The organism is Streptomyces sp. NPDC039462, from assembly GCF_055639375.1.
Map to the genome: position 1 here is coordinate 695,617 of NZ_JBVKAO010000002.1, position 23,146 is coordinate 718,762.

Annotated in this window: 19 protein-coding genes; 6 read left to right on the forward strand and 13 right to left on the reverse strand. The window is 71.5% G+C overall.

Going from position 1 to position 23,146, the window contains the following annotated elements; translation table 11 throughout:
- Nucleotides 1-154: 154 nt before the first annotated feature.
- A complete protein-coding gene (locus ACZ7LU_RS13665) occupies nucleotides 155-577 on the reverse strand; it encodes an MGMT family protein (RefSeq protein ID WP_398301436.1) in 423 nt (140 codons plus the stop codon).
- Nucleotides 578-741: 164 nt separating this feature from the next.
- Here ACZ7LU_RS13665 and ACZ7LU_RS13670 point away from each other — a divergent pair, with 164 nt between their 5' ends.
- The 3 genes from ACZ7LU_RS13670 (at nucleotide 742) to ACZ7LU_RS13680 (ending at nucleotide 6,859) form a co-directional block, all read left to right on the forward strand.
- Nucleotides 742-3,537 (forward strand): lysylphosphatidylglycerol synthase domain-containing protein, encoded by a 2,796-nt coding sequence (locus ACZ7LU_RS13670; protein ID WP_471916769.1) that lies wholly within the window; start codon nucleotides 742-744, stop codon nucleotides 3,535-3,537.
- Nucleotides 3,538-3,662: 125 nt separating this feature from the next.
- Nucleotides 3,663-5,210, forward strand: coding sequence for an alpha/beta hydrolase (locus ACZ7LU_RS13675; protein ID WP_471916770.1), 1,548 nt, complete (start codon nucleotides 3,663-3,665; stop codon nucleotides 5,208-5,210).
- Nucleotides 5,211-5,281: 71 nt separating this feature from the next.
- Nucleotides 5,282-6,859 carry an alpha/beta hydrolase gene (locus ACZ7LU_RS13680; RefSeq protein ID WP_471916771.1) on the forward strand — a complete coding sequence of 526 codons (1,578 nt, stop codon included), beginning with the start codon at nucleotides 5,282-5,284 and terminating at the stop codon, nucleotides 6,857-6,859.
- A gap of 45 nt (nucleotides 6,860-6,904) precedes the next feature.
- Here ACZ7LU_RS13680 and moeZ read toward each other — a convergent pair whose 3' ends face one another.
- The 12 genes from moeZ to ACZ7LU_RS13740 all read right to left on the reverse strand — a co-directional run bounded on the left by moeZ (nucleotide 6,905) and on the right by ACZ7LU_RS13740 (nucleotide 21,425).
- Entirely contained in the window at nucleotides 6,905-8,083 is a 1,179-nt protein-coding gene (gene moeZ / locus ACZ7LU_RS13685) for an adenylyltransferase/sulfurtransferase MoeZ (RefSeq protein WP_471916772.1), read from the reverse strand.
- Nucleotides 8,084-8,146: 63 nt separating this feature from the next.
- A complete protein-coding gene (locus ACZ7LU_RS13690; protein ID WP_471916773.1) occupies nucleotides 8,147-8,896 on the reverse strand; it encodes a spherulation-specific family 4 protein in 750 nt (249 codons plus the stop codon).
- Complete coding sequence (locus ACZ7LU_RS13695) at nucleotides 8,884-9,843, reverse strand: NAD-dependent epimerase/dehydratase family protein (RefSeq protein ID WP_398300936.1); 960 nt, start codon at nucleotides 9,841-9,843, stop codon at nucleotides 8,884-8,886. Before ACZ7LU_RS13695 ends, ACZ7LU_RS13690 begins: the two co-directional genes overlap by 13 nt.
- Nucleotides 9,844-10,075: 232 nt before the next feature.
- On the reverse strand, nucleotides 10,076-11,440 hold the full coding sequence (locus ACZ7LU_RS13700; RefSeq protein ID WP_471916774.1) for a hypothetical protein: 1,365 nt from the start codon (nucleotides 11,438-11,440) through the stop codon (nucleotides 10,076-10,078).
- Nucleotides 11,437-13,191, reverse strand: coding sequence for a DUF3492 domain-containing protein (locus ACZ7LU_RS13705; protein WP_471916775.1), 1,755 nt, complete (start codon nucleotides 13,189-13,191; stop codon nucleotides 11,437-11,439). The genes ACZ7LU_RS13700 and ACZ7LU_RS13705 overlap by 4 nt, the downstream gene beginning before the upstream one ends.
- A 201-nt stretch (nucleotides 13,192-13,392) precedes the next feature.
- A complete protein-coding gene (locus tag ACZ7LU_RS13710) occupies nucleotides 13,393-15,036 on the reverse strand; it encodes a dipeptide ABC transporter ATP-binding protein (protein WP_471916776.1) in 1,644 nt (547 codons plus the stop codon).
- On the reverse strand, nucleotides 15,033-16,085 hold the full coding sequence (locus ACZ7LU_RS13715; RefSeq protein ID WP_471916777.1) for an ABC transporter permease: 1,053 nt from the start codon (nucleotides 16,083-16,085) through the stop codon (nucleotides 15,033-15,035). Before ACZ7LU_RS13715 ends, ACZ7LU_RS13710 begins: the two co-directional genes overlap by 4 nt.
- A complete protein-coding gene (locus ACZ7LU_RS13720; protein ID WP_398300926.1) occupies nucleotides 16,082-17,017 on the reverse strand; it encodes an ABC transporter permease in 936 nt (311 codons plus the stop codon). Before ACZ7LU_RS13720 ends, ACZ7LU_RS13715 begins: the two co-directional genes overlap by 4 nt.
- Nucleotides 17,014-18,738: an ABC transporter substrate-binding protein gene (locus tag ACZ7LU_RS13725; RefSeq protein WP_471916778.1), complete on the reverse strand. Its 1,725-nt coding sequence runs from the start codon at nucleotides 18,736-18,738 to the stop codon at nucleotides 17,014-17,016. The genes ACZ7LU_RS13720 and ACZ7LU_RS13725 overlap by 4 nt, the downstream gene beginning before the upstream one ends.
- Nucleotides 18,739-18,884: 146 nt before the next feature.
- Nucleotides 18,885-18,977 (reverse strand): Ms4533A family Cys-rich leader peptide, encoded by a 93-nt coding sequence (locus ACZ7LU_RS13730; RefSeq protein WP_317987152.1) that lies wholly within the window; start codon nucleotides 18,975-18,977, stop codon nucleotides 18,885-18,887.
- 82 nt (nucleotides 18,978-19,059) lie between these two features.
- Complete coding sequence (locus tag ACZ7LU_RS13735) at nucleotides 19,060-20,337, reverse strand: DUF3152 domain-containing protein (RefSeq protein WP_471916779.1); 1,278 nt, start codon at nucleotides 20,335-20,337, stop codon at nucleotides 19,060-19,062.
- Nucleotides 20,338-20,423: 86 nt separating this feature from the next.
- Nucleotides 20,424-21,425: an alpha/beta fold hydrolase gene (locus ACZ7LU_RS13740; protein ID WP_398300922.1), complete on the reverse strand. Its 1,002-nt coding sequence runs from the start codon at nucleotides 21,423-21,425 to the stop codon at nucleotides 20,424-20,426.
- A gap of 192 nt (nucleotides 21,426-21,617) precedes the next feature.
- Here ACZ7LU_RS13740 and ACZ7LU_RS13745 point away from each other — a divergent pair, with 192 nt between their 5' ends.
- From ACZ7LU_RS13745 to ACZ7LU_RS13755, 3 genes are all read left to right on the forward strand, one after another.
- The gene (locus ACZ7LU_RS13745; protein WP_398300920.1) at nucleotides 21,618-21,836 is read left to right on the forward strand and encodes a hypothetical protein; all 219 of its coding nucleotides are present in this window, start codon (nucleotides 21,618-21,620) and stop codon (nucleotides 21,834-21,836) included.
- A 189-nt stretch (nucleotides 21,837-22,025) separates the two neighbouring features.
- Nucleotides 22,026-22,667: a TetR/AcrR family transcriptional regulator gene (locus ACZ7LU_RS13750; protein ID WP_362999487.1), complete on the forward strand. Its 642-nt coding sequence runs from the start codon at nucleotides 22,026-22,028 to the stop codon at nucleotides 22,665-22,667.
- A gap of 139 nt (nucleotides 22,668-22,806) precedes the next feature.
- The gene (locus tag ACZ7LU_RS13755) at nucleotides 22,807-23,034 is read left to right on the forward strand and encodes a DUF3107 domain-containing protein (protein WP_055565193.1); all 228 of its coding nucleotides are present in this window, start codon (nucleotides 22,807-22,809) and stop codon (nucleotides 23,032-23,034) included.
- Nucleotides 23,035-23,146 lie beyond the last annotated feature (112 nt).

The window sequence follows — 23,146 nt, forward strand, 5'->3', positions numbered from 1 at the left end:
CCTGGTGGGTGTGCTGGTCGATGGGCGGCCGCGCGGTGGCCGCGGGGTGAAGGGGACGCGTGCTGTCGACGCTACGCCAGTGGGCGCGGAGGACGCGTGGCTTCCCCCGTACGGGCCACCGGTCCCCCGCCGTGCCGGCGGATGCCGGAAGCTGTCAGGTGTGAGCCTCCGGAGCCGGCGGACCTTGCGGGCCCGTGTGCCCCACAGCGTCCCCACCACCCGCAGCGCTGTCAGCCGCGCCTTCCGGGCCGCCGTCCCACCGGGCCCGCCGCATGTCGAGCTTCGGGACATGCCCCTGGGCGGCGCGCGACGCCTGGCGCAGCGGTGTGCCCTCCTCGTGGTACCGCTCCAGGGCCCGCAGCTCGTGCCCGGGCAGCAGCACGCCGTCCGAGCGCACCACGCGCCACCACGGAACGCCTCCTCCGTAGAGGGCCATCACGCGTCCGACCTGTCGCGGGCCGCCCTCCTCCAGCCACTCGGCCACGTCTCCGTAGGTCATCACCCGACCCGGAGGGATCAGTTCCGCGACCTCGAGGACCCGTTCCGCGTACTCCGGCAACTCGCTCATCCGGACCATCCTGCCGTACCCCACCGACATGGTGACGGGCCCGGCACAGGGCGTGCCGTGGCCTGCGCGGCACGGCGCAAAGTGTCGTTTCGTGACCACTTCGCAGCCTCGCGTTGCCCCCTGATGCCTCCCTCCACGAGCAGGACATGCCACCATCGTGCGGGCGGTGACTGGTGATACGAGATCAAGAAGAGACGACGGAGCGGCAGGGCGTGCATCCCGATGAGAAGGCGGGCACCTCTGCGTCCGAGTCACACCCGGACACCGGTGAACCCGCATTGACCAGCGAGAACGAGCAAAAGCAGGACGTCGAGAACGACGCGGGCCACGACCTCGGCCAGGGGTCCGACTGCGCCGAATCCGGGGCGCACACCGACCGCGTCGCCGGGGACGAACCGCTCCTCGCCGCGCGCGTGCACCGCCCCTCCGACCTCATGCGGCTCCTCGTCGGCGTCCTCGCCATCGCGGTGCTCCTGGCCATCGCCGCGTTCGCACATGGCACGACGTCCGGGCTCGAACAGGACATCGACAAGGGCACGGAGCAGGCGCCCGATTTGCTGATCAAGGTCGCGGGCCTGGTCGCCAGCATCGGTGTGCTGCTCGTCCCCGTCGCGTTCGCGATCGAGCGGCTGATCAAACGGGACGGGCTCCGCATCGCGGACGGCGTGCTGGCCGCCGTGCTCGCGCACGGTGTGACGCTGGCCACGGACCTCTGGGTCGCGAAGGCCGCCCCCGGCTCCATCCAGGACGCGCTGACCAAGCCGTCCCCGGCGGACCTCCACGCGTTCACCGATCCGGTGCACGGCTATCTCGCGCCCGTCATCGCGTACATGACGGCCGTCGGCATGTCCCGCAGGCCGCGCTGGCGCCTGGTGCTGTTCGTGGTGCTGCTGCTCGACGCGTTCACGATGCTCGTGACCGGCTACACGACGCCGTTCTCGATCATCCTCACGGTGCTCATCGGCTGGGCCGTGGCGTACGGAACGCTCTACGCGGTCGGCTCGCCGAACGTACGGCCGACCGGGCAGACCCTGCTCGTGGGCCTGCGGCACGTCGGCTTCCACCCTGTGAGCGCCGCCCGCGAGGAGGCACCGGACAGCGAGCACGGCGACCGCGGCCGCCGCTATTTCGTCACCCTGGAGGACGGCCCGCCCCTGGACGTCACGGTCATCGACCGTGAGCAGCAGGCGCAGGGCTTCTTCTACCGCGTCTGGCGCAGGCTCACCCTGCGGGGCATCACCCAGCGGCGCAGCCTGCAGTCGCTGCGCCAGGCCCTGGAGCAGGAGGCACTGCTCGCGTACGCGGCCATCGCGGCCGGCGCGAACGCGCCCAAGCTGATCGCCACCTCCGAGCTCGGCCCCGACGCCGTGATGCTCGTCTACGAGCACACGGGCGGCCGCTCCCTGGACTCCCTGCCGGACGAGGCCATCACCGACGAACTGCTGTGCGAAACCTGGCGGCAGGTGCAGGCGCTGCAGTCCCGCCGTATCGCGCACCGCAGACTCGCGGGCGACGCGATTCTGGTGGATCGTTCCGGCACCGTGATCCTCACGGATCTGCGCGGCGGCGAGATCGCCGCGGGCGACCTGGTCCTGCGCATCGACATCGCCCAGCTCCTGACCGCCCTCGGCCTGCGGGTGGGCGCCGAGCGCGCGGTCGCCGCCGCCGTCGAGATCCTGGGCCCGGACGCGGTGGCCGACTGCCTGCCGCTGCTCCAGCCCATCGCCCTCACCCGCTCCACCCGCTCCACGCTGGCCAGGCTGGCCAGGGAGCGGTCACAGCGCGAGCGCGAGGCCGTCCTGGAGGCCTCCCGCAAGTCCCGGCAGAGCGTGCGCGCGCAGGTGGCCGCGGACGGCCGGACGGACAAGCAGGCCCAGAAGCAGGAGAAGCAGGCGGCCAAGCAGGAACGGCAGGCCGAGAAACAGGCCATAGACGACGCCCTGGAGCAGGCCCGCGAGGAGGATCTGCTCACCCAGATCCGGCACCAGGTGCTGCTCATCCGCCCGACGGCACCGGTCGAGCCCGCGCAGCTGGAGCGGATCAGGCCGCGCACGCTGATCAGTTTCATCGCCGGTGCCATCGGCGCGTACTTCCTGCTGTCGCAGCTCACGCACGTCGAATTCGGCACCCTCTTCCAGGAGGCCGAGTGGGGCTGGGTGGCGGCGGCCGTGGGCTTCTCCGCGCTGAGCTACTTCGCGGCGGCGATGAGTCTGCTCGGCTTCGTGCCGGAGCGGGTGCCGTTCCTGCGGGCGGTGGCGGCGCAGGTCGCCGGCTCGTTCGTGAAGATCGTGGCGCCCGCGGCGGTCGGCGGTGTCGCGCTGAACACCCGGTTCCTCCAGCGGTCCGGAGTGCGCTCGGGGCTCGCGGTGGCGAGCGTCGGCGCCTCGCAGCTGTTCGGGCTCGGTTCGCACATCCTGCTGCTGCTGGTCTTCGGCTATCTGACGGGGACGGAGAAGACGCCGTCGTTCACGCCGTCCCGCACCGTCATCGCAGGGCTGCTGTCGGTCGCGGTGCTGGTCCTCGTGGTGACGGCCATCCCGTTCCTGCGGAAATTCGTCGTCACGCGCGTGAGGTCGCTTTTCGCCGGTGTCGTGCCGCGCATGCTGGACGTGCTGCAGCGGCCGCAGAAGCTGCTCACGGGCATCGGCGGGATGCTGCTGCTCACCCTGATGTTCGTGCTCTGTCTGGACGCTTCGGTGCGGGCCTTCGGCAACGAACAGATGACGTCGCTGAGCCTCGCGAGCGTCGCGGTCGTCTTCCTCGCGGGCAACGCCCTGGGATCGGCGGCGCCGACGCCCGGCGGTGTGGGCGCGGTCGAGGCGACGCTTACCCTCGGCCTGATCGCGGTGGGTGTGCCCAAGGACGTGGCCGCGCCCGCGGTGCTGCTCTACCGGCTCCTGACGCTGTGGCTGCCGGTGCTTCCGGGGTGGCTGTTCTTCAACCACCTGACAAGGAAGGGACTGCTCTGAGGCGTCTCTGAGGCGTCTCTGAGGCCCCTCTTAGGCATGTCGGGGGCTCCGGGCCTGTGGCCGATTTCTCACCCACACGGCCCGCGCCCCGAGCGTCCCGTCGGGTCCCCCTTCAGGATGAGCACATGCCCACACTGTCCCAGCCGCGCGCCACCGCTCTGGCCGCCGCCACCCTGCTTCTGTCCGCCACGCTCGCGGCGTGCGGCGGCAGCGACTCCAAGGACGAGGACCTGTCGGCTCAGAAGCTGAGCTGGAAGGACTGCCCCGCGCCCGCCGCCTCCGAGGGCGGCGGTGACGCCCCGTCGCCGCTGCCGGGCGGCGCAGAGTGGCAGTGCGCCACCATGAAGGCGCCTCTCGACTGGGCGAAGCCCAAGGGCGACACGATCGACATCGCGCTGATCAAGGCGGCGACGAGCGGCGACAAGAAGGACCGCATCGGATCCCTCGTCTTCAACTTCGGGGGCCCGGGCGGCTCGGGCATCACCACGCTGCCCGCCTTCGGTGCGGAGTACGCCAAGCTGCGCACCCGCTACGACCTGGTGAGCTTCGACCCGCGCGGCGTCGGCCGCAGCGCGGGCATCGAGTGCGAGGACGACGACGCGCTCGACACGTACTTCCAGCAGGACTCCACGCCGGACGACGAGGCCGAGAAGAAGAAGCTCATCGACAACGTGAAGACCTTCAACAACGGCTGCGAGAAGAACGCCGGCGACACCCTCCCGCACGTCCGCACCACCGACGCGGCCCGCGACATGGACCTGATGCGCCAGGTCCTCGGCGATGACAAGCTGCACTACTTCGGCATCTCGTACGGCACCGAACTCGGCGGGGTCTACGCACACTTGTTCCCGAAGAAGGTGGGCCGGGCCGTCTTCGACGCGGTCGTCGACCCCACGCAGAACGCCGAGCAGGGCTCGCTCGGCCAGGCCGAGGGGTTCCAGCTGGCGCTCGACAACTTCGCGAAGGACTGCACCTCCCAGGAGGCTGATTGCCCGGTCGGCGACACCGAGCAGGACGTCAAGGACCGGATCGCGAAGCTCCTGAAGGACCTGGACAGCAAGCCGATCACCGGCCTGCCGCCCCGCGAACTGACGCAGACCGCCGCGACCAACGGCATCGCGCAGTCCCTGTACTCCAAGGACTTCTGGCCGTACCTCACCCAGGGCCTCGAAGAGGCCTACGAGGGTGACGGCAAGATCCTGATGGCACTCTCCGACTCGATGAACGGACGCAACGAGGACGGCGAGTACAACAACATCCAGTCCGCCAACGTCTCCATCAACTGCGCGGACGACAAGGCGCGTTACTCCACGGAGTACGTCGAGAAGAGGCTGCCCGAGTTCCGCAGGGCCTCACCGCTGTTCGGCGACTACCTGGCCTGGGGCATGGTCGGGTGCACCGACTGGGCGGTCGAGGGCCAGGCCGACCACCCCGACGTGAGCGCAGAGGGCGCGCCGCCCGTCGTCGTCATCGGCAACACCGGCGACCCGGCCACGCCGTACGAGGGCGCCCGCAAGATGGCACAGGCGCTCGGCAAGGGCGTCGGTGTCGAGCTGACGTACAAGGGCCAGGGGCACGGGGCGTACGACAGCAAGAACAAGTGCGTGCGGGACGCCGTGGACGGCTACCTGCTGAAGGGCACGGTCCCGAAGGCGGGGACGGTCTGCTCCTGACCGGCTCGAACCGCTGTCAGAGGCCCCACCTACTATGGCCTGAACTGTCTTCCGAGGGGGGAAGCGCTTCTATGCAGCGTTTTGTACGGTCCGCGGCCCTGGCCGCCGCCGGAGTGCTGGTGGCGGGCCTGGCCGCCGGGTGTGGGTCGTCCGACGACGGCGACGGTGACGGGGACCGGAGCGACGGAAAGGGCCCCTCGGCGACCGCTCCCGAGCCACGGCCGAAGCCGGATCCCTCCTCGACCCTGCCTGCCTCGGTGACCTCCCAGAAGCTGGACTGGGGCCGCTGCGAGGCGCCCGAGGGAGGCAGCGCGCCGGGAGCCGAGTGGCAGTGCTCGACGCTCAAGGTCCCGCTGGACTACGCCAAGCCGGACGGCGAGACCATCGGCATCGCACTGATCCGCGCCAGGAGCACGGGCAAGGGCGACCGCATCGGCTCCCTCCTCTTCAACTTCGGCGGCCCCGGCGGTTCCGGCGTCTCCGGGCTCCCGTCCTTCGCCGACTCGTACGACGCGCTGCGCAAGCGGTACGACCTGGTGAGCTTCGACCCGCGCGGGGTCGCGGCGAGCGAGGGCGTGCGCTGCCGTGACGACAAGGCGACCCAGGCAGCCGAGAAGAAGGTCGACCTCACACCGGACACCCCGGCCGAGGAGAAGGCCTACTTCAAGGACGCGGCGGACTTCGGTGCGGGCTGCGCGCAGGGCTCGAAGAAGCTCATCGGGCACATCTCGACGGAGGACGCGGCCCGTGACATGGACGTCATGCGCCAGGTCCTCGGCGACGACAAGCTGCACTACTTCGGCGTCTCGTACGGCACCGAACTCGGCGGCGTCTACGCACACTTGTTCCCGAAGAAGGTGGGCCGGGCCGTCTTCGACGCGGTCGTCGACCCGAGCGCGGACTCGATCGGTCACGCGGAGAACCAGGCGAGGGGCTTCCAGCGCGCCCTCGACAACTACTTCAAGTCCCGCGGCCAGGACCCGAAGGCGGGCTCCGTGAAGATAGAGAAGCTGTTCGAGCGCCTGGACGCCGAGCCGATGCGCACCTCGGGCGACCGGAAGCTCACCGAGTCCCTCGCGCACACCGGCATCCTGGTCACCCTCTACAGCAAGCAGACCTGGCCCGCGCTCACCCGCGGCCTGGAGGACGCCGAGAAGGGCGACGGTTCGGCCCTGCTCCAGCTCGCCGACGCGTACAACGAACGCGACGCCTCGGGCCGCTACAGCACCCAGGGCCACTCCCAGCGGGCGATCTCCTGCCTGGACGCCAAGGCACGGACCACTCCGGAGGAGGCGAAGAAGCGCCTGGACCGGTTCCGCGGGATATCGCCGGTCTTCGGGGAGTTCCTGGGCTGGGACACGGCGGGCTGGTGCCACGAGTGGCCGGTGGCCGGACTGCACGACTCCCCCGAGGTGAGCGCGCCCGGCGCCGCCCCGATCCTCGTCGTCGGCAACACCGGCGACCCGGCGACCCCCTACGAGGGCGCCCGCAAGATGGCGGACGAGCTCGGCAAGGGCGTCGGCGTCCACCTGACGTGGAAGGGCGAGGGCCACGGGGCGTACGGGAACGGCAGCTCCTGCGTGGACGGCGCGATCGACACGTACCTGCTGGACGGCAAGGCCCCGAAGGACGGCAAGGTCTGCTCATGAGAAAAGGCCCCGCTCACCGAGGGTGAGCGGGGCCTTCTCAACAGGTCAGTAGACCGGCTTCTCGGGCTCGATCTGGTGGACCCAGCCGATCACGCCGCCACCCACGTGCACCGCGTCCGCGAAGCCCGCGGACTTCAGCACCGCGAGGACTTCCGCACTGCGGACACCCGTCTTGCAATGCAAGACGATCTTCTTGTCCTGGGGCAGGTCCTGGAGGGCGGTGCCCATCAGGAACTCGTTCTTCGGGATCAGCTTGGCGCCGGGGATCGAGACGATCTCGTACTCGTTCTGCTCGCGGACGTCGATGATCTCGATCTTCTCGTCCGCGTCGATCCACTCCTTGAGCTGCTTGGGAGTGATCGTCGAACCGGCCGCCGCCTCCTGGGCCTCCTCGGACACGACGCCGCAGAAGGCCTCGTAGTCGATGAGTTCGGTGACGGAGGGGTTCTCGCCGCAGACCGCGCAGTCGGGGTCCTTGCGGACCTTGACCTGGCGGTACTGCATCTCCAGGGCGTCGTAGATCATCAGGCGGCCGACGAGCGGCTCGCCGATGCCCGCGAGGAGCTTGATGGCTTCGTTGACCTGGATGGAGCCGATCGACGCGCACAGCACGCCGAGCACGCCGCCCTCGGCGCAGGAGGGCACCATGCCGGGCGGCGGGGGCTCCGGGTAGAGGCAGCGGTAGCACGGACCGTGCTCGCTCCAGAAGACGGACGCCTGGCCGTCGAAGCGGTAGATGGAACCCCACACGTACGGCTTGTTGAGGAGCACGCACGCGTCGTTGACCAGGTAACGGGTCGCGAAGTTGTCCGTGCCGTCGACGATCAGGTCGTACTGGGCGAAGATGTCCATCACGTTGTCGGCCTCTAGCCGCTCTTCGTGCAGGACCACGTTCACGTACGGGTTGATGCCGAGGACCGAGTCCTTCGCGGACTCCGCCTTGGAGCGGCCGATGTCCGCCTGGCTGTGGATGATCTGGCGCTGCAGGTTGGACTCGTCGACCTCGTCGAACTCGACGATGCCGAGCGTGCCCACACCGGCCGCGGCCAGGTACATCAGCGCCGGCGACCCGAGGCCACCGGCGCCGACACACAGCACCTTGGCGTTCTTCAGCCGCTTCTGCCCGTCCATCCCGACGTCGGGGATGATCAGGTGGCGGGAGTACCTGCGAACCTCATCGACGGTGAGCTCGGATGCGGGCTCGACCAGGGGTGGCAGCGACACGGGGACTCCGTTGGTCGGTAATGCGGAACGGTTGTTCTGCAAGTAACACTGCCACGCCCTTCTTCATTCCGAGACACCCGTTCCGATACGCGAGACGATTTCGTCCCAGTAACCGGGCATGGACTCCCAGGGGTCGCCCGGGCAGCCGCCGTCCACGCGGTCCGTGAAGTAGATCGTCGAGGCGCCCTGCCAGCGCGCGATGCGCAGCGCCTCGTCGAGGTGGCCGCGCGGCATGCCGTGCACGAAGTGGCAGAAGTGCTCGGGCGGATAGTCGGCGGTCCACTCGGCCACCTGTGACCAGCGGTAGTCGCTCCACGGGCCGGAGAAGGTCACCAACTGGTCGCCCGTCTCGGCGTATCCGGGGTACGGGTGGGTGCCGTGGCCGAGCACGATGTGCGCGTCGTCGATCATCGCGCGCAGGGTCGTGACCGTCCTGCGCACCTCCGGGAGCGCGGCCCGCTCGGTCGGGCAGCGGTCCAGGGAGAAGCCGTCGACCTGGTACCAGTCGAGGTAGCGGTGCGCGTCGGAGACCAGCTCTCCGAAGGAGCGGGCTCCATACGTCGTATCGAGGTGGCCGAGGACCCGGACGCCCGCGTTCCGCAGTCGGCCCGCCGCCTCCAGGCAGTGCGGGTCGGGCCGCTCGCCCGGGCCGTTCGCCACATTCAGCACAACCCACTTCAAAGGGGTGCCTGGCCGGGCGAGCCGGGACCATTCGCCGGGGGCGACGAGCGGGTGGGCGAAGCCGGGGATGCCGAAGCCGACGCGTACCTCGGTGCTCGCGGTGCCCCTGCTGGTTCTGGTCAGATGCGGCATGCGGCCTCCATCCAGATGTCGGCGAGTGACTCTTCGAGGTTGATGCGGGGCCGCCAGCCGAGCCGGTCGCGTGCGGTGCGCACGTCGGCCTGCTGCCAGCTGCCGCAGCCGTCCGGGTAGGGGTACGCGGCGGCGGCCGGCAGTCCGTGCTCGGATTCGCCGCGGGGGTGGCCGATGGATGTCCGCAGGGGCACCTGGTCGAGCTCGTGGAGCGCTCCGCCGTACCCGGCGACGCGGGCCAGCACGGCGGCCGCGTCCCGCAGGCGCACGGCCCGGCCCGCGCCGATGTTCACGACGCCCTGCGCGGCGGAGAGCGAGGCGGCGTGCACGGCGCGCGCCACGTCGCGTACGTCGACGAAGTCCCGCTGCACGCCGAGCCCGCCGAGTTTCAGCTCGCCGTCCCCCGCCTGCATCGCGCGCCGCATGGCCTCCGCGAGCCGGCCGAGCGGCGATCCGGCGGGCGTGCCGGGCCCTGCGGGCGAGAAGACCCGCAGGACGACGGCGTCGAGCCCGGAACCGAGCACCAGCTCGGTGGCCGCCAGCTTGCTGACGCCGTAGGGCCCGCCGGGCCGCGGCACCGCGTCCTCGGCCGTCGAGGAGCCCGGCTGGCTCGGCCCGTACTCCGCGCCGCAGCCGAGCTGCACGAGGCGCGCCCCGCAGCCGCTGCGCCGCAGGGCCTCGCAGATGGTGGCGACGGCGACGGTGTTGTGCCGGGTCAGGTCGCGGGCGCCGCCCCTGGTCGCGCCGGCGCAGTTGATGACGACGCCCGGGTGCACGGCGTCCAGGAAGCGCGTGAGCGCGCCGGGGCTTCCGCTGGCGAGGTCGAACCGTACGTCCGAGTCGTCGCCGCGGCCGAGTGCGGTGAGCTGCACCGCCGGGTCGGCGAGCAGCCGGTCGGCGACGAACCGGCCGAGGTATCCGTTGGCTCCGATCAGCAGCACCCTCATCGGGCGCCTCCCGGGGTGGCCGCTCGGCGGCGGAGACGGCTGCGGGTGGTCATCTGTCTTTCTCCTTCGGGAGGGTTGCCGTGGTGCACGGGGTCGGGCCCGCGGTGTCGGCCCCGCGGGAGAGTGGTCCGGGTGATCTCGGGGGGCCTGAGTGGTGGTGGAGGCCCTGGTGGTCTCGCCGGTCGTGCCGGGCGTGCCAGTCGTGCCGGTCGTGCCGGTCTGTGGGCGGCGCTCACGGCGCATCACGGGCGCCGGCGTGCGCGGAGGCCAGGGTCAGGGTCCTGGCCGCGTGGACCAGGAGGACGAGGGCGGCGCCACCGCAGGAGGCGGCCGGTACGACGCCGGGTCCCCACGCGTCGACGGCGCCCGCGACGGGCACGGCCAGCGCGTCGCAGCCGGGCAGCCGGCCCGCGAACACCAGGGCCAGGGCGGCCGCTTCGGAGGCACCGGCGGCGCCGAGCAGGAGGGCGGGGGCGCGGCGGAAGCCGTACACGCCGAGCAGCCGCGCGAGCAGCAGCAGCGCGCCGAGGGCGGCGGCCCCGACGAGGGTCACCGCCCCGCCGTCCGGGCCGGCGCTGAGACCGGCGCTCAGGTCGGCACTCAGACCGGCGCCCGGCTCGGCCTCCGCCGCGCCGAGCAGCGCGTACGTCAGCGCGAGCAGCGCCACGAGCGCCCCCAGGAAGAGTGCGAACACGCCGCACAGCAGCGGCCTCACGGAGGCGGCGAACTCATCGAGCCCGCGGCTGGCGGCGAGCCGTCCCGCGGCCCGTACCGCGAAGAGGCGGGCGCACCAGATCGCGGGCGCGACGGCCAGGGCGAGGCCCAGGAGCGCGGCGACCGCCGGGTCCCAGAGGTCGCCGGGCCCGCCCGGTCCGCCCGATCCGCCCGGCCCGCCCGCGACGACACCCGCAAGGAGGCCGTCACCGAGCAGGGCGTACGCGAGAAGCCAGCACATCCACGCACGCGTGGCCCTCGGTTGGCGGCCGACGGCCCGCAACGGCCCGTACCGCAGGGCGATGCGCAGGGCCACCCCTACGGCGAGTGCGCCGAGGGGCGCGATCACGAACCGCGCGCCTCCCTCACTGATGCCGAGTGCGACCACGGCTGCCGCACATACGGTGCCGGGCAGCAGGGCGAACAGGGCCCAGCCGGGCGGTACTTCGGGCAGGTGACGCGGGCCGCTGCCCGTACCCGTATCCGTATCCGTGCCCCTAGAGGTCACGCCCCCGGTGGTCGCGCCCCCGGCGTCCGCATGAGGCACGCGCGCGTACATCTCCTCGGCCAGCGCGAACACGTCCCGGTGCCGGAAGCGCGCGGCCGCCCGGTCGGTGATGCCGTGTGCCTCCAGGCCCGCGGCGATCTCCAGCGGGTCGACGGCGCGTTCGCACAGCTCGCGGTGGTGGTGCAGGAGGGCCTTCACGGGGTCGGCGGTAGCGCGGCGCGGGGGCTTGCCGCGCGCGTCCCAGCCGCTGTCGCCGTCGTCACCGCTGACGGCGCCCCCGGAACGGGCTGCGCTGTCGGAACCGGCTGCACTGTCGGAACCGGCTGCGCTGTCGCTGAACGCCCTAACACCCTCTTGTCGCTGCGTGCGACTCATACGGCGGCCTCCCTCAACTCCGCGTGTGTTGCCGCCTCTTCCGACGCGGCCCACCTCGGCACCCCGCCGCCCTCGGCCCCCGGCTCCACAGCGGGCGCCCGGCCGGCCGCGACCGCCCAGCGCCCCGGGAGATACGCCTCCGCCGGGTTCGCGAACGGCACCGGCTCGCCCGCCTCGTCCACCGCGTCCCTGCGCACCGGGCAGTGCGAGACGATCTCCAGGTAAATGCTTCGGAACGCTGTGACGTTCTGCTCGACGGTGAAGAGTTCGAGGGCTCGCGCCCGCGCCGCCGCGCCCAGGCGCGCACAGCGCTCGGGGTCGCGCAGCAGCGTCACGCACGCCTCCGCGAGCGCCCGCGGATCGCGTGGCGGCACGACGAGCCCCGTGCCGCCGATGACCTCCACCACCGCTCCGACGTCCGTCGAGACGGTCGCGCGCCCGCAGAACATGGCCTCGACCAGGCCGGCCGGAAAGCCCTCGGCGACGCTCGACAGGACGACGACGCCCGCGGCGGCGTACGCCTCCGCGAATCTCGGCGCGTCGGGCCCTCCGTCCTCCTCGAAGGAGACGGGGTTGTCGCCCGCGGAGTGCGCGCTCGCCGCCTCATCGGGGAAAAGCTCGGCAGCGAGGGCCCGGCAGTGCGCGAGATACGCCCCCGCCACGGGCCCTTCCGCAGGGGGCCCGACGATCCGCAGGCGCGCCCCCGGCACCTCCTCGCGGATCTCCCGGAAGGCGTGGAGCAGCGAGACCAGGTCCTTGGCGGGCTCGACACGGCCGACCCACAGGAGGGTGTCGGGACCGGCGGCGAAGTCGTCGTAACCCCGCTCCCCGATCTCCGAGAAGCGGTCGGCCTCCATGCCGGGGTGGACGGTGCGCAGCTTGGCGCGGTCGGCGCCGCAGCGCTCCTGCCAGCGCCGGGCGTGGCTGTCGCCGGGGGTGACGAGCGTGGCCCCGCGGTACACCTCTGCGGCGAGGAGGCCGTGGAAGGAGGCGAGCAGCGCCCGGGCCGGCGCGCCGAGGTCCGTGTCGTCCGCGGGGAGATGGCGCGCCCGAAGCTGCGCGCCGTACTCGGTGACGAGTAACGGCACGCCGGCGAAGTGCCCGGCCAGCAGAGCCGGCAGCGCCGCGGGGCCGCCGGACGTGGCGTGGCAGAGGTCGACGGCGCCGAGGCCGTCCGCGCCGTACCAGTCGAGGGAGAGCGGCCGCAGCGCGCGCTCCATCAGGCTCGCGACGGTGAGCAGGTCGGGCACCCGCGCGGCGTGGGCGGCGCGCAGCGCGCCGGGCGCGCGGCACGCGCTCTCCAGCGTGCGGACGGCGGACTCGGAACGCAGTGCGCCGACCAGTCCGCCCTCGTCGCGGGCGAGTTCGGCGAGCCCGTACAGAGCGTTGCTGAAACGGTCCGCCACATCGCCGGGGCCGTCTCCCGAGCCTCCCGCTCCCCCACGGCACACCGCCCCCGCCAGCTCCCCGAAGCACTCGGCGAACCTCCGCCGCGCGCGCCGTCCGCGCCCCCCGCGCGGTCCCGCGGCACGCAGCGCCTCGTCGTCGGCGGTCCACAGCGGCGCCGTGCGCACCCGGCCGACCTGGGGCGGGAGTGCGACCCAGCCCTCCGCCTCCTGCCGCTCGCTGCGGCTGAGCGCGTAGATGTCGAACTCGTGCTGCCCGAGCCCACGTACGAGCCGGTCGCACCAGAGCCTCGCCTCACCGCTCACATACGGATAGCCACCCTCCGTAAGCAGTCCGACGCGCACGAGCACACCCCCGATCTCCCGTTCGGTGAGCCGCCGTTGGACCGGCGGCTTGCAGCGGGACGAACGTATGCGGTCATGCAGGTGGCGCGACGGACGGTTGTCCGTCGCGCCACCAGAAGGGGTGAACGGCAGTAACTTTCTCGCGCCGGTAGCGTTCCGTCGCGCTATAGAGGCCCGGAAGCCCCCTTTCGTCACGGACGGTCAGGCTGCGGCCAGCTCCCTGCGGGCCTCTCGGCGCCGCGCCGCCGCCTCCGGGTCGAGCGCGGGCACGGCGGCGAGCAGCCGTCGCGTGTACGGGTGCCGCGGCGAGCCGTAGACCTCGTCCACAGGCCCGTGTTCGACGATCCTTCCCTGCCGCATCACCGCGACCCGGTCGCTGACCTGCCGCACCACGGCCAGGTCGTGCGCGACGAAGACCAGTGCGATCCCCAGCTCCCGCTGCAGCTCGGCGAGCAACGCGGTCACCTGCGCCTGCGTCGTCACGTCGAGCGCCGACACCGGCTCGTCGCACACGATGAGCCGCGGCTCGGCGGCGAGCGCCCGCGCGATGCCGACGCGCTGGCGCTGTCCGCCGCTGAACTCGTGCGGGTAGCGGTCGTAGTGCGCGGGGTCGAGGCCGACGCGCTCCAGGAGTTCGCGCACTCTCCTCCGTACGAAGGAGTCGGTCTCACCCCGCGCGCGCAGCGGATCGGCGACGGACTCACCGATGGACCGCCGCGGATTGAGCGAGGAGACGGGGTCCTGGAACACCATCTGCACACCGGGCACCACCCGTCCACCGGGCTTCTCCGCACCCCCGTGGCGGAGCTGCCCCGCGGTCGGTTCCAGGAGCCCCACCAGCATCCGCCCGAGCGTGGTCTTGCCGCTGCCGCTCTCCCCGACCACGCCGAGGGTCTCCCCGCGGCGGACGGTGAGGGAGACGTCGTCGACGGCGGTGACGGCACGCTTGCCGCGCCCGAACTCCCGCCGCAGCCCGACCGCTTCGAGAACGATCTCGCCATCGCCATCGCCATCGCCCTCGCCCCCGTGCGAGGGCGGCAGCGGCGAGTCCACCCGCGGCACGGCCTTGAGCAGCTCCTGCGTGTACGCCTCCCGGGGCGCCCCGAGCACCTCGCGGACCGCCCCGCGCTCCACCACCCGTCCGCCCCGCATGACCAGGATCTCGTCGACGCTCTCCGCGGCGACGCCCACGTCGTGGGTGACCAGGAGCAGTCCCATGCCGGTCTCGGCGCGCAGCGTGTGGAGCAGGTCGAGGATCTGCGCCTGGACGGTGACGTCGAGCGCGGTGGTCGGCTCGTCGGCGACCAGCAGCGCGGGCTCGCACGCCAACGCCATGGCGATGAGCGTCCGTTGGCGCATGCCGCCGCTGAACTCGTGCGGGCGCGAGCGGGAGCGGCGTGCCGCGTCGGGGATGCCGACCCGGTCGAGCACCTGCACGGCACGCGCGCGTGCCGCACGCCGGGACGCGCCCGTGTGCACGCGGTACACCTCGGCGATCTGGTCGCCCACCGCGTAGTACGGGTCGAGGGAGGAGAGCGGGTCCTGGAAGACCATCGCGGCCTTGCCGCCGCGCAGCCGCCGCAGTTCGGCGTCGGACGCTTCCTGTACGTCGACACCGTCGACCCGCACGGTCCCGCCGACCCGCGCGCCCGTGCCCCGGTGGAGGCCGAGCAGCGCGGACGCCACGGTGGACTTGCCCGACCCCGACTCGCCGACGAGGGCGAGCGCGCCGCCCGCCTCCAGCGTGAAGGAGACCCCGTCGACCGCGCGCACCCCGGAACCCGCGCCCGCACCCGCGCCGGACCCGAACTCGACGGTCAGATCGGTGACTTGGACGAGACTCACGACAGCACCACCCGTCGGTCGGCCACCGCGTACAGGACGTCCGCGACGGCATTGGCGAGCACCACGAAGAAGCCGGTGACCATGACCATCCCGACGACCACCGGCAGGTCGACGACCTTGACCGCGTGCACGAGCTCGCGCCCGATGCCGGGCAGGCCGAACAGCGTCTCGCTGAGCACGGCACCCCCGAACATCGACCCGAAGTCGTTGGCGGTCAGGGCGATGACGGGTGCGACGGCGCCGCGCAGCGCGTGCTTCCCGATGATCGACCGCTCCCCCACGCCGTACGCGCGAAAGGTCCGCACGTGGTCGTCGGCGAGCGTCTCCAGCATCGAGGAGCGGGTCAGGCGCGCGTACTTGGCCGCCTCGATCAGGGCGAGCGACAGCCACGGCAGGAGCAGGTTCCACGCCCACTGCGTCGGGTCGTCCGCGAAGGCGACGTACTGCGGGAAGGGCAGCCACTGGAGCTGGCCGCAGACCACGATCATGAGCAGCAGGCCGATGACGAAGACGGGTGTGGCGGTGCCCGCGAGCGTGACGGCGGTCAGCACGCGCTCGCCGAGCCGGCCGCGCCGCCAGGCGGAGAGCACGCCGGTGCCGACGCCGAGGGCGAGCCACAGCACCATGGCGCCCAGCGCGAGCGACCCGGTGACCGGCAGCTTCGCCAGGATCAGCGCGGTGACCTGCTGGTCGCTCTGGTAGGAGACGCCGAGGCAGGGCGCGGCGCAGTGCTCGGTGCCGGTGCCGGTCGAGTAGTCGTGGCCGACGACGATGCCCTGGAGGAAGTCCCAGTAGCGCGCGTACAGCGGGTCGTCGAGCCGCAACTGCTCGGCGACCTGCTGGATTTGGGCGGGTGAGCAGCGGGGGCCGCAGGTGATCTGGGCGACGTCGCCCGGCGCGGCGTAGAACACCACGTAAATGATCACGGAGATGGCGAGGAGCGTGACGGCCGCGCCGACGAAGCGCCGCAGCAGGAACCCGGAGAGGCCGGAGAGCCCGGAGAAACCGGAGAACCGGGAGAAACCAGAGAAGCGGGAGGAGCTGGTCATGCCCGGGCCTCCTGCTTCCGGCCCGTCCCGATCCGCAGCCGCGAGCCGGCCCGCGGGTCGAGCGCCCTGCGCACGCCGTCGCCGAGGACGGTGAGCGCGAGCACGGTCACGAACAGCGCGCTCGCCGGGTACAGCAGGTACTGCGGTGCCGCCTGATACCAGACGTCCGCGGCGGTGAGCATCTGTCCCCACGACGGCGTCGGCGGCTGCACGCCGACGCCGAGGAAGGAGAGCGCGGCCTCGACCGTGATGTTGCCGGGGACGAGGAGCGCGGCATAGGTGATGACAGGTGCGGCGAGTGCGGGCAGCAGTTCCCTGCGGGCGATCCGCAGGGAGCTCCAGCCGCTGAGCCGCGCGGCGGCCACGTGGTCGAGCTCCTTGAGCGTGACGGTCTGGGCGCGCACGAGCTTGGCCATGCTGCCCCAGGCGACGAGGCCGATGACGAGGGCGACGAGCACGGGCCGCGGGAAGCCGCTGGGCACGACCGCCATCAGCGCGAGCGCGAGGACCATGAGCGGCAGCGCCACGATGACGTCGGTGGCCCTGCTGAGCACCTGGTCGACCCAGCGGCTGCCGAAGCCGGCGGCGATTCCGACCGCGACCCCGATGAACACCTGGACGACGGTCGCGGCGAGCGCGACACCGAGCGAGACCCGGGCGCCGTACACGAGCCGCGCGAAGAGGTCGCGCCCGGTCTGCGGCTCGACACCGAGCCAGTGCTCGCCGCTGATCCCGCCGAGGGGGCCGACCGGCACGCCGCCGCGCGCCGAGTCGACGAGATCCGGATGGTACGTGGTGGGGTCCTGCCCTTCCAGGGCGGTGAGCAGCGGCGCGGCGAGCGCCACGAGGACGAGCAGCGCGACGAAGCCCGCCGCGACGAGGGCGGCGCGCTGCTCGCGCAGCCGCCTCCAGAAGAGCGTGCGGACCGTCACGACGACTCCACCGCGACCTGGGAGACGTCGAGGACGCCGGTCCAGTCGCTGATGACGACGTTCTTGACGTCCTTGCCGTACAGCCGCTTGTAGACCGGGTGGAAGAGCGGCACGGTCAGCGCCTTCTCGCCGATCTTCTTGTCGAGGGCGCCCCAGCGCTTCGCGGCGGCCTTCAGGTCGGTCAGCTTGTTGATCTCGTCGATCTCGTCGTTGACGGACTTGTCGTTCAGGAAGCCGGAGTTGAAGTTGGCGCCGTCCTTCACGATCTGCCGGCCGTCGAAGATCGGGGCGAGGAAGGGGCCGCCGGAGGGCCAGTCGGCGCCCCAGTGGGCGAGGAAGAGGCCAGGCTCGTTCTTGGCGCTGTGGGTCTTGTCCTTGTAGTCGTTGTCCTCGAGGCCCTGGAGCTTGACGGTGATGCCGGCCTTCTTGAGCGCGTCCTGGATCGCGGTGGCGATCTCGGGACTGGTCTCGAAGTCCTTGGCGTTGGAGTGCGTGAGCGTGATGGTGAGCCCGTCCTTGTGACCGGCTTCCTTCAGGAGCTCCCTGGCCTTCTTCGGGTTGCCGGACGGGCCTGCCGGGAAGTGGTCGTATTTCGTGTATCCGAAGGACTTCTGGTTCGGCAGGTAGGTGGTGGCGGGCTCGGCGAGCGAGGAGCCGCCCGCCGCGTTGACGACCGACGAGCGGTCCACGGCGTACGAGATGGCCTGGCGCACCTTCGGGTCGTCGAACGGCTTCACCTTCGGGTTGAAGGCGAGGTAGTTCGTGTAGCCGAAGTGGCCGGTGCCGACGTGCGAGGCGAGCTCCTTGTCGCCGGTGACCTTGGCGAGCTCGGCAGGGCCGAGGTTGGTGTCGGTGGTGACGGCGGCGGCGTCCGCGCCCTGGCTCGCGGAGAGCCGCTGGTTGATGACGGACGAGTCGAGCCCGGACCGTACGTCGATGACGTCGGGGTAGGCCTTCCGTTCGGTGTCGTTCTTCGCGGACCAGTGCGGGTTGCGCTCCAGGCGGAGCCGCTCTCCGTCGTTCTGGTTCTCGACGACCTTGTAGGGGCCGGACGAGATCGGGTGCTCCTCGTACTTGGTGCCCTTGTCCTTGGCCTTCGGCACGGGCGCGAACGACGTCTGGGTGGCCACGTAGTCGAAATCGCCCACGGGCTTGTTCAGATGGAAGACGATCGTCCGATCGTCCGGCGTCTCGACCGAGTCCAGGCCGCCCTTGCTCTTGTACGGCCCTTCGTAGTCGGCGCCTCCGATCAGCCAGTCCCTCAAGAAGGGCGCGCCGCCGGACAGTTCGGCGGCGAAGGACCGCTCGATGCCGTACTTGATGTCGGCGGTCGTGATCGGCGAGCCGTCCTCGTACTTGAGCCCCTTCTTCAGGGTGTACGTCCAGACGGTGGCGTTCTTGCTCGGCTTGCCGAGGCCGGTGGCAAGGTCGGGGACGACCTCCGTCCCCTTGGCGCCGTCCTCACGGTTACGCGTGGTCAGCGTGCGGAAGACGAGACTCGGCACGTTGCCGCCGCCGGAGGTGTAGAGCCGCGCGGGGTCGAAGTCGGTCTGCGGGTCGCGGTTGAGGACGGTGAGCGTGCCGCCCTTGGCGGGCTTGCCGTCACCGCCGCTCCCGGCGTCGTTGTCCTTCGGGCCCGCGCAGGCGACGACGCCCGAGGCCAGGACCAGGCTGACGGATGCCGCTGCCACGCGGCGGGATATGACGGACGATCGACGCATCGGAAAGAGACCTCTCGGGGACGCAAAGGCGAAATGGGAGCGACAGAGCTCACCCCGGGAAAGGTGCGGGACACGACGGCATACGGATGCTCAGGACGATGTCAGCCGAAAGCCGGGAAAAAGCGACGCACTCGCCGGGGCGGGCGTCAGCAACAGTGGATGTCGGCCACGCAGAGCGCGGTCACGCCGAACAGCGCCAGCTCAATGGCGGCGCTCGACGGGGCGTGACTGTTCGACATGCGGAGAAATATGAACGAACTTCCGACAGATGTCAAAGCGGCCACCGGAGTGACGGGCTCCGGAGGACGCCACCGCTGGGCCTCAACCCTTCGGAAATGCCCAGGGGTTGGCCTTGCACTTGATGCCGTCGTGGTTCAGGAACTTCGTCTGCTGCTGCATGACCGGCGCGAGGCCGCCGTCCTTCGTGCAGTCCGTGTGGTTGAAGCCGAGCCGGTGCCCGACCTCGTGATTGATGAGCATCTGCCGGTACGGGAAGATCGCGCTGCCGAACTCCTTCTGGACGGCGTCGCCGTAGGTCTTCGCGCCCTGCGCCCACCGATAGGCGTTGATCATCACGCGTTCCGTCGCCGCGGAATCACATGACACATTGTCCTGGGTCGTGTCGAGACCGGATTTCGCACACCAGGCGGCGGTCGTTCCCGGGCTCGCGAGCGTGACGACGAAATCGGGCTTCCCCGAGGAAATGCGCTCGAAGGTGCGGGCCCCGTCATGGGCCCAACTCCGGTTGTCGTTCAGGGTTTTCTGCACGGCCTGCGCGAAGAGCTCACCGTCCAGGCCGAGGCCCTTCTCCACGTCGACGCGATACCGGAACAGCTGTCCCTTGCCGGGCGCTTTCTCGAACCCGGAGATGGCCGCGAAGTCGCCGGACGCCTTCAGTTTCGCGTCCATCGGGTTCTTCTCGCCCATTTTCTGCTCGTACGTCGCCGGGGGCTCGTCCTTCGCCTCGGCGGGCGTCGGGCGGCGGTCCGAGCGGGATGCGGGGTCGTCCGTGTCGCGGGCGCCGCCCGGGGCGGCCTTGGTCCGCGTGTCGGAACCCTTCGCACCGCCTGCGACCTGGCCCGCCACGACGACCGCGAGGACGGTGGTCATCGCGGCGGCCGCGACGCCGGCGAGCGCGCGGTTGCGGCCGCGCTTCTTGCCGTCGCGGTCACCGTCGCCGCCGTCGGCGGGTTCGGGAACGGCGTCCCAGTCGGTGACGGAGGCGTACGGGTCGCGGGGAGGGGGCGGCTGCGGGGCCTGCTTCGGCTCGCCCGCGGCACCGAAGTCGCCCTCGTCGTCGGGGAACGCGGCCACGTAGTCCTGGCGGGGTCCGGGCACACCGTGCCCGCCCCGGATCCGGGGCCCGCCACCGGTGCCGGTGACATCACCCCAGCCCCCACCGGGCTCCCGCTGCTCGGGGTGCCCACCGCGGACGTGCGGCACTCCGTCGGCGGGGGTGCCGTGCGGAGGGGTGCCATCCGCAGCGGGGATTCCGTGCGCAGGAGTGCCGTCCGCAGCGGGGATGCCGTGCGGAGGCGTGCCGTCCGGCGCCTCCCGCCTGCGCCGCCGCCCCGTACCGGGCGTGGCCTGAGGTCCCACACCGTGCGAAGCCGGTGTGCCCGAGGTGCTGGTGTTGTCAGTCGTGTCTGCCGGACCGCGGCGGCTGTGACGTCCCACGCGCCGCCTCAGCTCCCCGAACCCGTGCGCGAGCCACCGCGGCCCAGGCCGCTCAACTCACCGGTGTCGACGAGCAGTTCACGGAACGCGAGCGCCACGCTCTCCGGATACTCCATCATCGCCACATGACCCGCGTCGGGCAGCGTGAGCAGCCGCGAGTCGCGGAACGCGGCGGCCGCCCTGCGGGCCATGCGGAAGGAGACGAGCAGATCGCGCCCGCCGTAGATGAGCAGGGTCGGCGCGAGCACCCGCTCCGCCTGCCGCCACAGTCCGTGCTGGCCGCCCAGCGTGTACGCGTTCACGATGCCGCGCGCCGTGCGGCTCATCGCGTCCCAGAAATAGGGGAGTTGGAGCCTGCGCTCCATCTCGCGGACCGCCGCGCTGAAACCTTCCGGCGTGACCCTGCCCGGGTCGCCGTAACAGAGGCCGAGGACGCCGCGCACCCGCTGCTCGGCCGTCCACTCCCTGGTGAGGCGGGTGAAGAGCGCGGCGACGCCCGGCACCGCGAGCAGCCCCGTCGGCACCGCCGTGCGCTGCACGCGCAGCTCCGGCAGGGCGGGCGAGACCAGCGTCAGCGTGCGGACCAGGTCGGGGCGGACCGCGGCGACGCGCGTCGTGACGGCGCCGCCCAGCGAGTTCCCGAAGAGGTGGACGGGGCCGCGGTCGCGCGCGTCGAGATAGCGGATGACCGCGCGGGCGTGCCCGGTGATGGAGTAGTCGCCGTCGTCCGGTGGCGGGGAGTCCCCGAAACCCGGCAGGTCGATCGCTTCGCAGTCGACGACGTCCGCCAGCTGCGGCATCAGGGCCGACCAGTTCTGCGAGGAGCCGCCGAGCCCGTGCACGTACAGCGCGGGCGGCAGGCCGGGGCCGGTCGAGGGCCGGGAACGCACGGTCAGCGAGAGGCCGGGCAGGGCCACCGAGTCGAGCCGCTCCCCCTCCGCGACCGCCACGGCACCCGGCTTGGGCGCGGCGGCGGAGGCCAGCAGGTTCGGCAGCTCGGTCGAAGACATGCGGCAATGTTACGAGACGATCACGCGGTAGTTCACGTGTTCGCTGTCACAGACCGCACACGGATCGCGTAGCGCCCCGTACGGGTCTCTTCTAGGCTCGAACCAGATCGCCATGAAGAGTGATGGAAATCGGGGGTACAGGGCACTCGCCCCATAAGGGCCACCACGTACCGCAAGGGAAGAGAGCCATAGATGAGTGTCGACCCGAGTGACCCCGAGACCTTCGAGACGGACGACAGCCCGCAGGAGCCCGGCGTCGAGGCCCCGGAGGCGGACGCGGCGGAGCAGCAGACCGATCTCACCCCCAGTCGGGACGACGCCCTCGAAGAGGTCGATCCGATCGTCGCCAACGAAGCCGACGTGGCGGAACAGGCCCGCGTCGTGGAACTCGACGAGGACGACTACCGCTGACAGAGCCCGGCAGCCGGCCGGGACGGCACCGTCGGCTCGACCGTGTTTGCCCGGCTACGCACCGTTGGACAGGCCTTCTGCGGTCGTCCAGTCCGTGAAATTCTGCGTTCGCACCGCGCACATCACTGTTACCGAAAAGTACGATGGCGGCGCGGCGCTCACCGCACATCGGACCATTTGGGAGGCGGCGTGACAGCCATCGAGCAGACAGAGGCGGCGCGCCCGCGGGGCACACGGCTGCCGCGCCGTGCCCGACGCAACCAGCTCCTGGGGGCGGCCCAGGAAGTATTCGTCGCGCAGGGGTACCACTCCGCGGCGATGGACGACATCGCCGAGCGCGCCGGCGTCAGCAAGCCCGTGCTCTACCAGCACTTCCCGGGCAAGCTCGACCTCTACCTCGCCCTGCTCGACCAGCACTGCGAGTCGCTCCTGCAGTCCGTGCGCACGGCGCTCGCGTCCACCACGGACAACAAGCTCCGCGTCGCCGCGACGATGGACGCCTATTTCGCGTACGTCGAGGACGAGGGCGGCGCGTTCCGCCTGGTCTTCGAGTCGGACCTGACGAACGAGGCGGCGGTGCGCGAGCGCGTGGACCGCGTCACGCTCCAGTGCGCGGAGGCGATCTGCGAGGTCATCGCGGAGGACACCGGCCTGCCCAGGGACGAGGCGATGCTCCTCGCCGTGGGCCTCGGCGGGTACTCCCAGGTCGTCGCCCGGTACTGGCTGGCCAGTGACAGCACGGTCCCGCGCGAGAAGGCGGTCCAGCTGATCACGTCGCTCGCCTGGCGCGGCATCGCCGGCTTCCCGCTGCACGGCACGGAAGGCCACTGAGCCCTCGCGTTTTTGTTCCCGTCCCGTGTTCGCTACCGGCGTGCACGGCCGCGTCCGTTCCCGTCCCCTCACCGGGCTAATGTGTGCTGGGTACGGCGCGGACGGCCGCGCACAGACTGACCGTCGGAGGGACAAAGCCGTGGAGGTCAAGATCGGCGTGCAGTACGCGCCCCGCGAGATCGTGCTGGAGAGCGGCCAGAGCGCCGAGGAAGTCGAGCACGCGGTGTCCGAGGCGCTGACCGGCAAGTCGCCGCTGCTGAGCCTCGTGGACGACCACGGCCGCAAGGTCCTGGTTCCGGCCGACCGCCTCGCGTACGTGGAGCTGGGCGAGCCGACCGCGCGCAAGGTGGGATTCAGCGCCCTGTAGGACGCTTCTGGTGGATCTTCAGAGAACGGCCCGGTGGTTGGACCTCCAACCACCGGGCCGTTCTCGTGCGCCGTGCATGCGCTTCATGTGTGCGCTGTACGCGTGTGTCGTA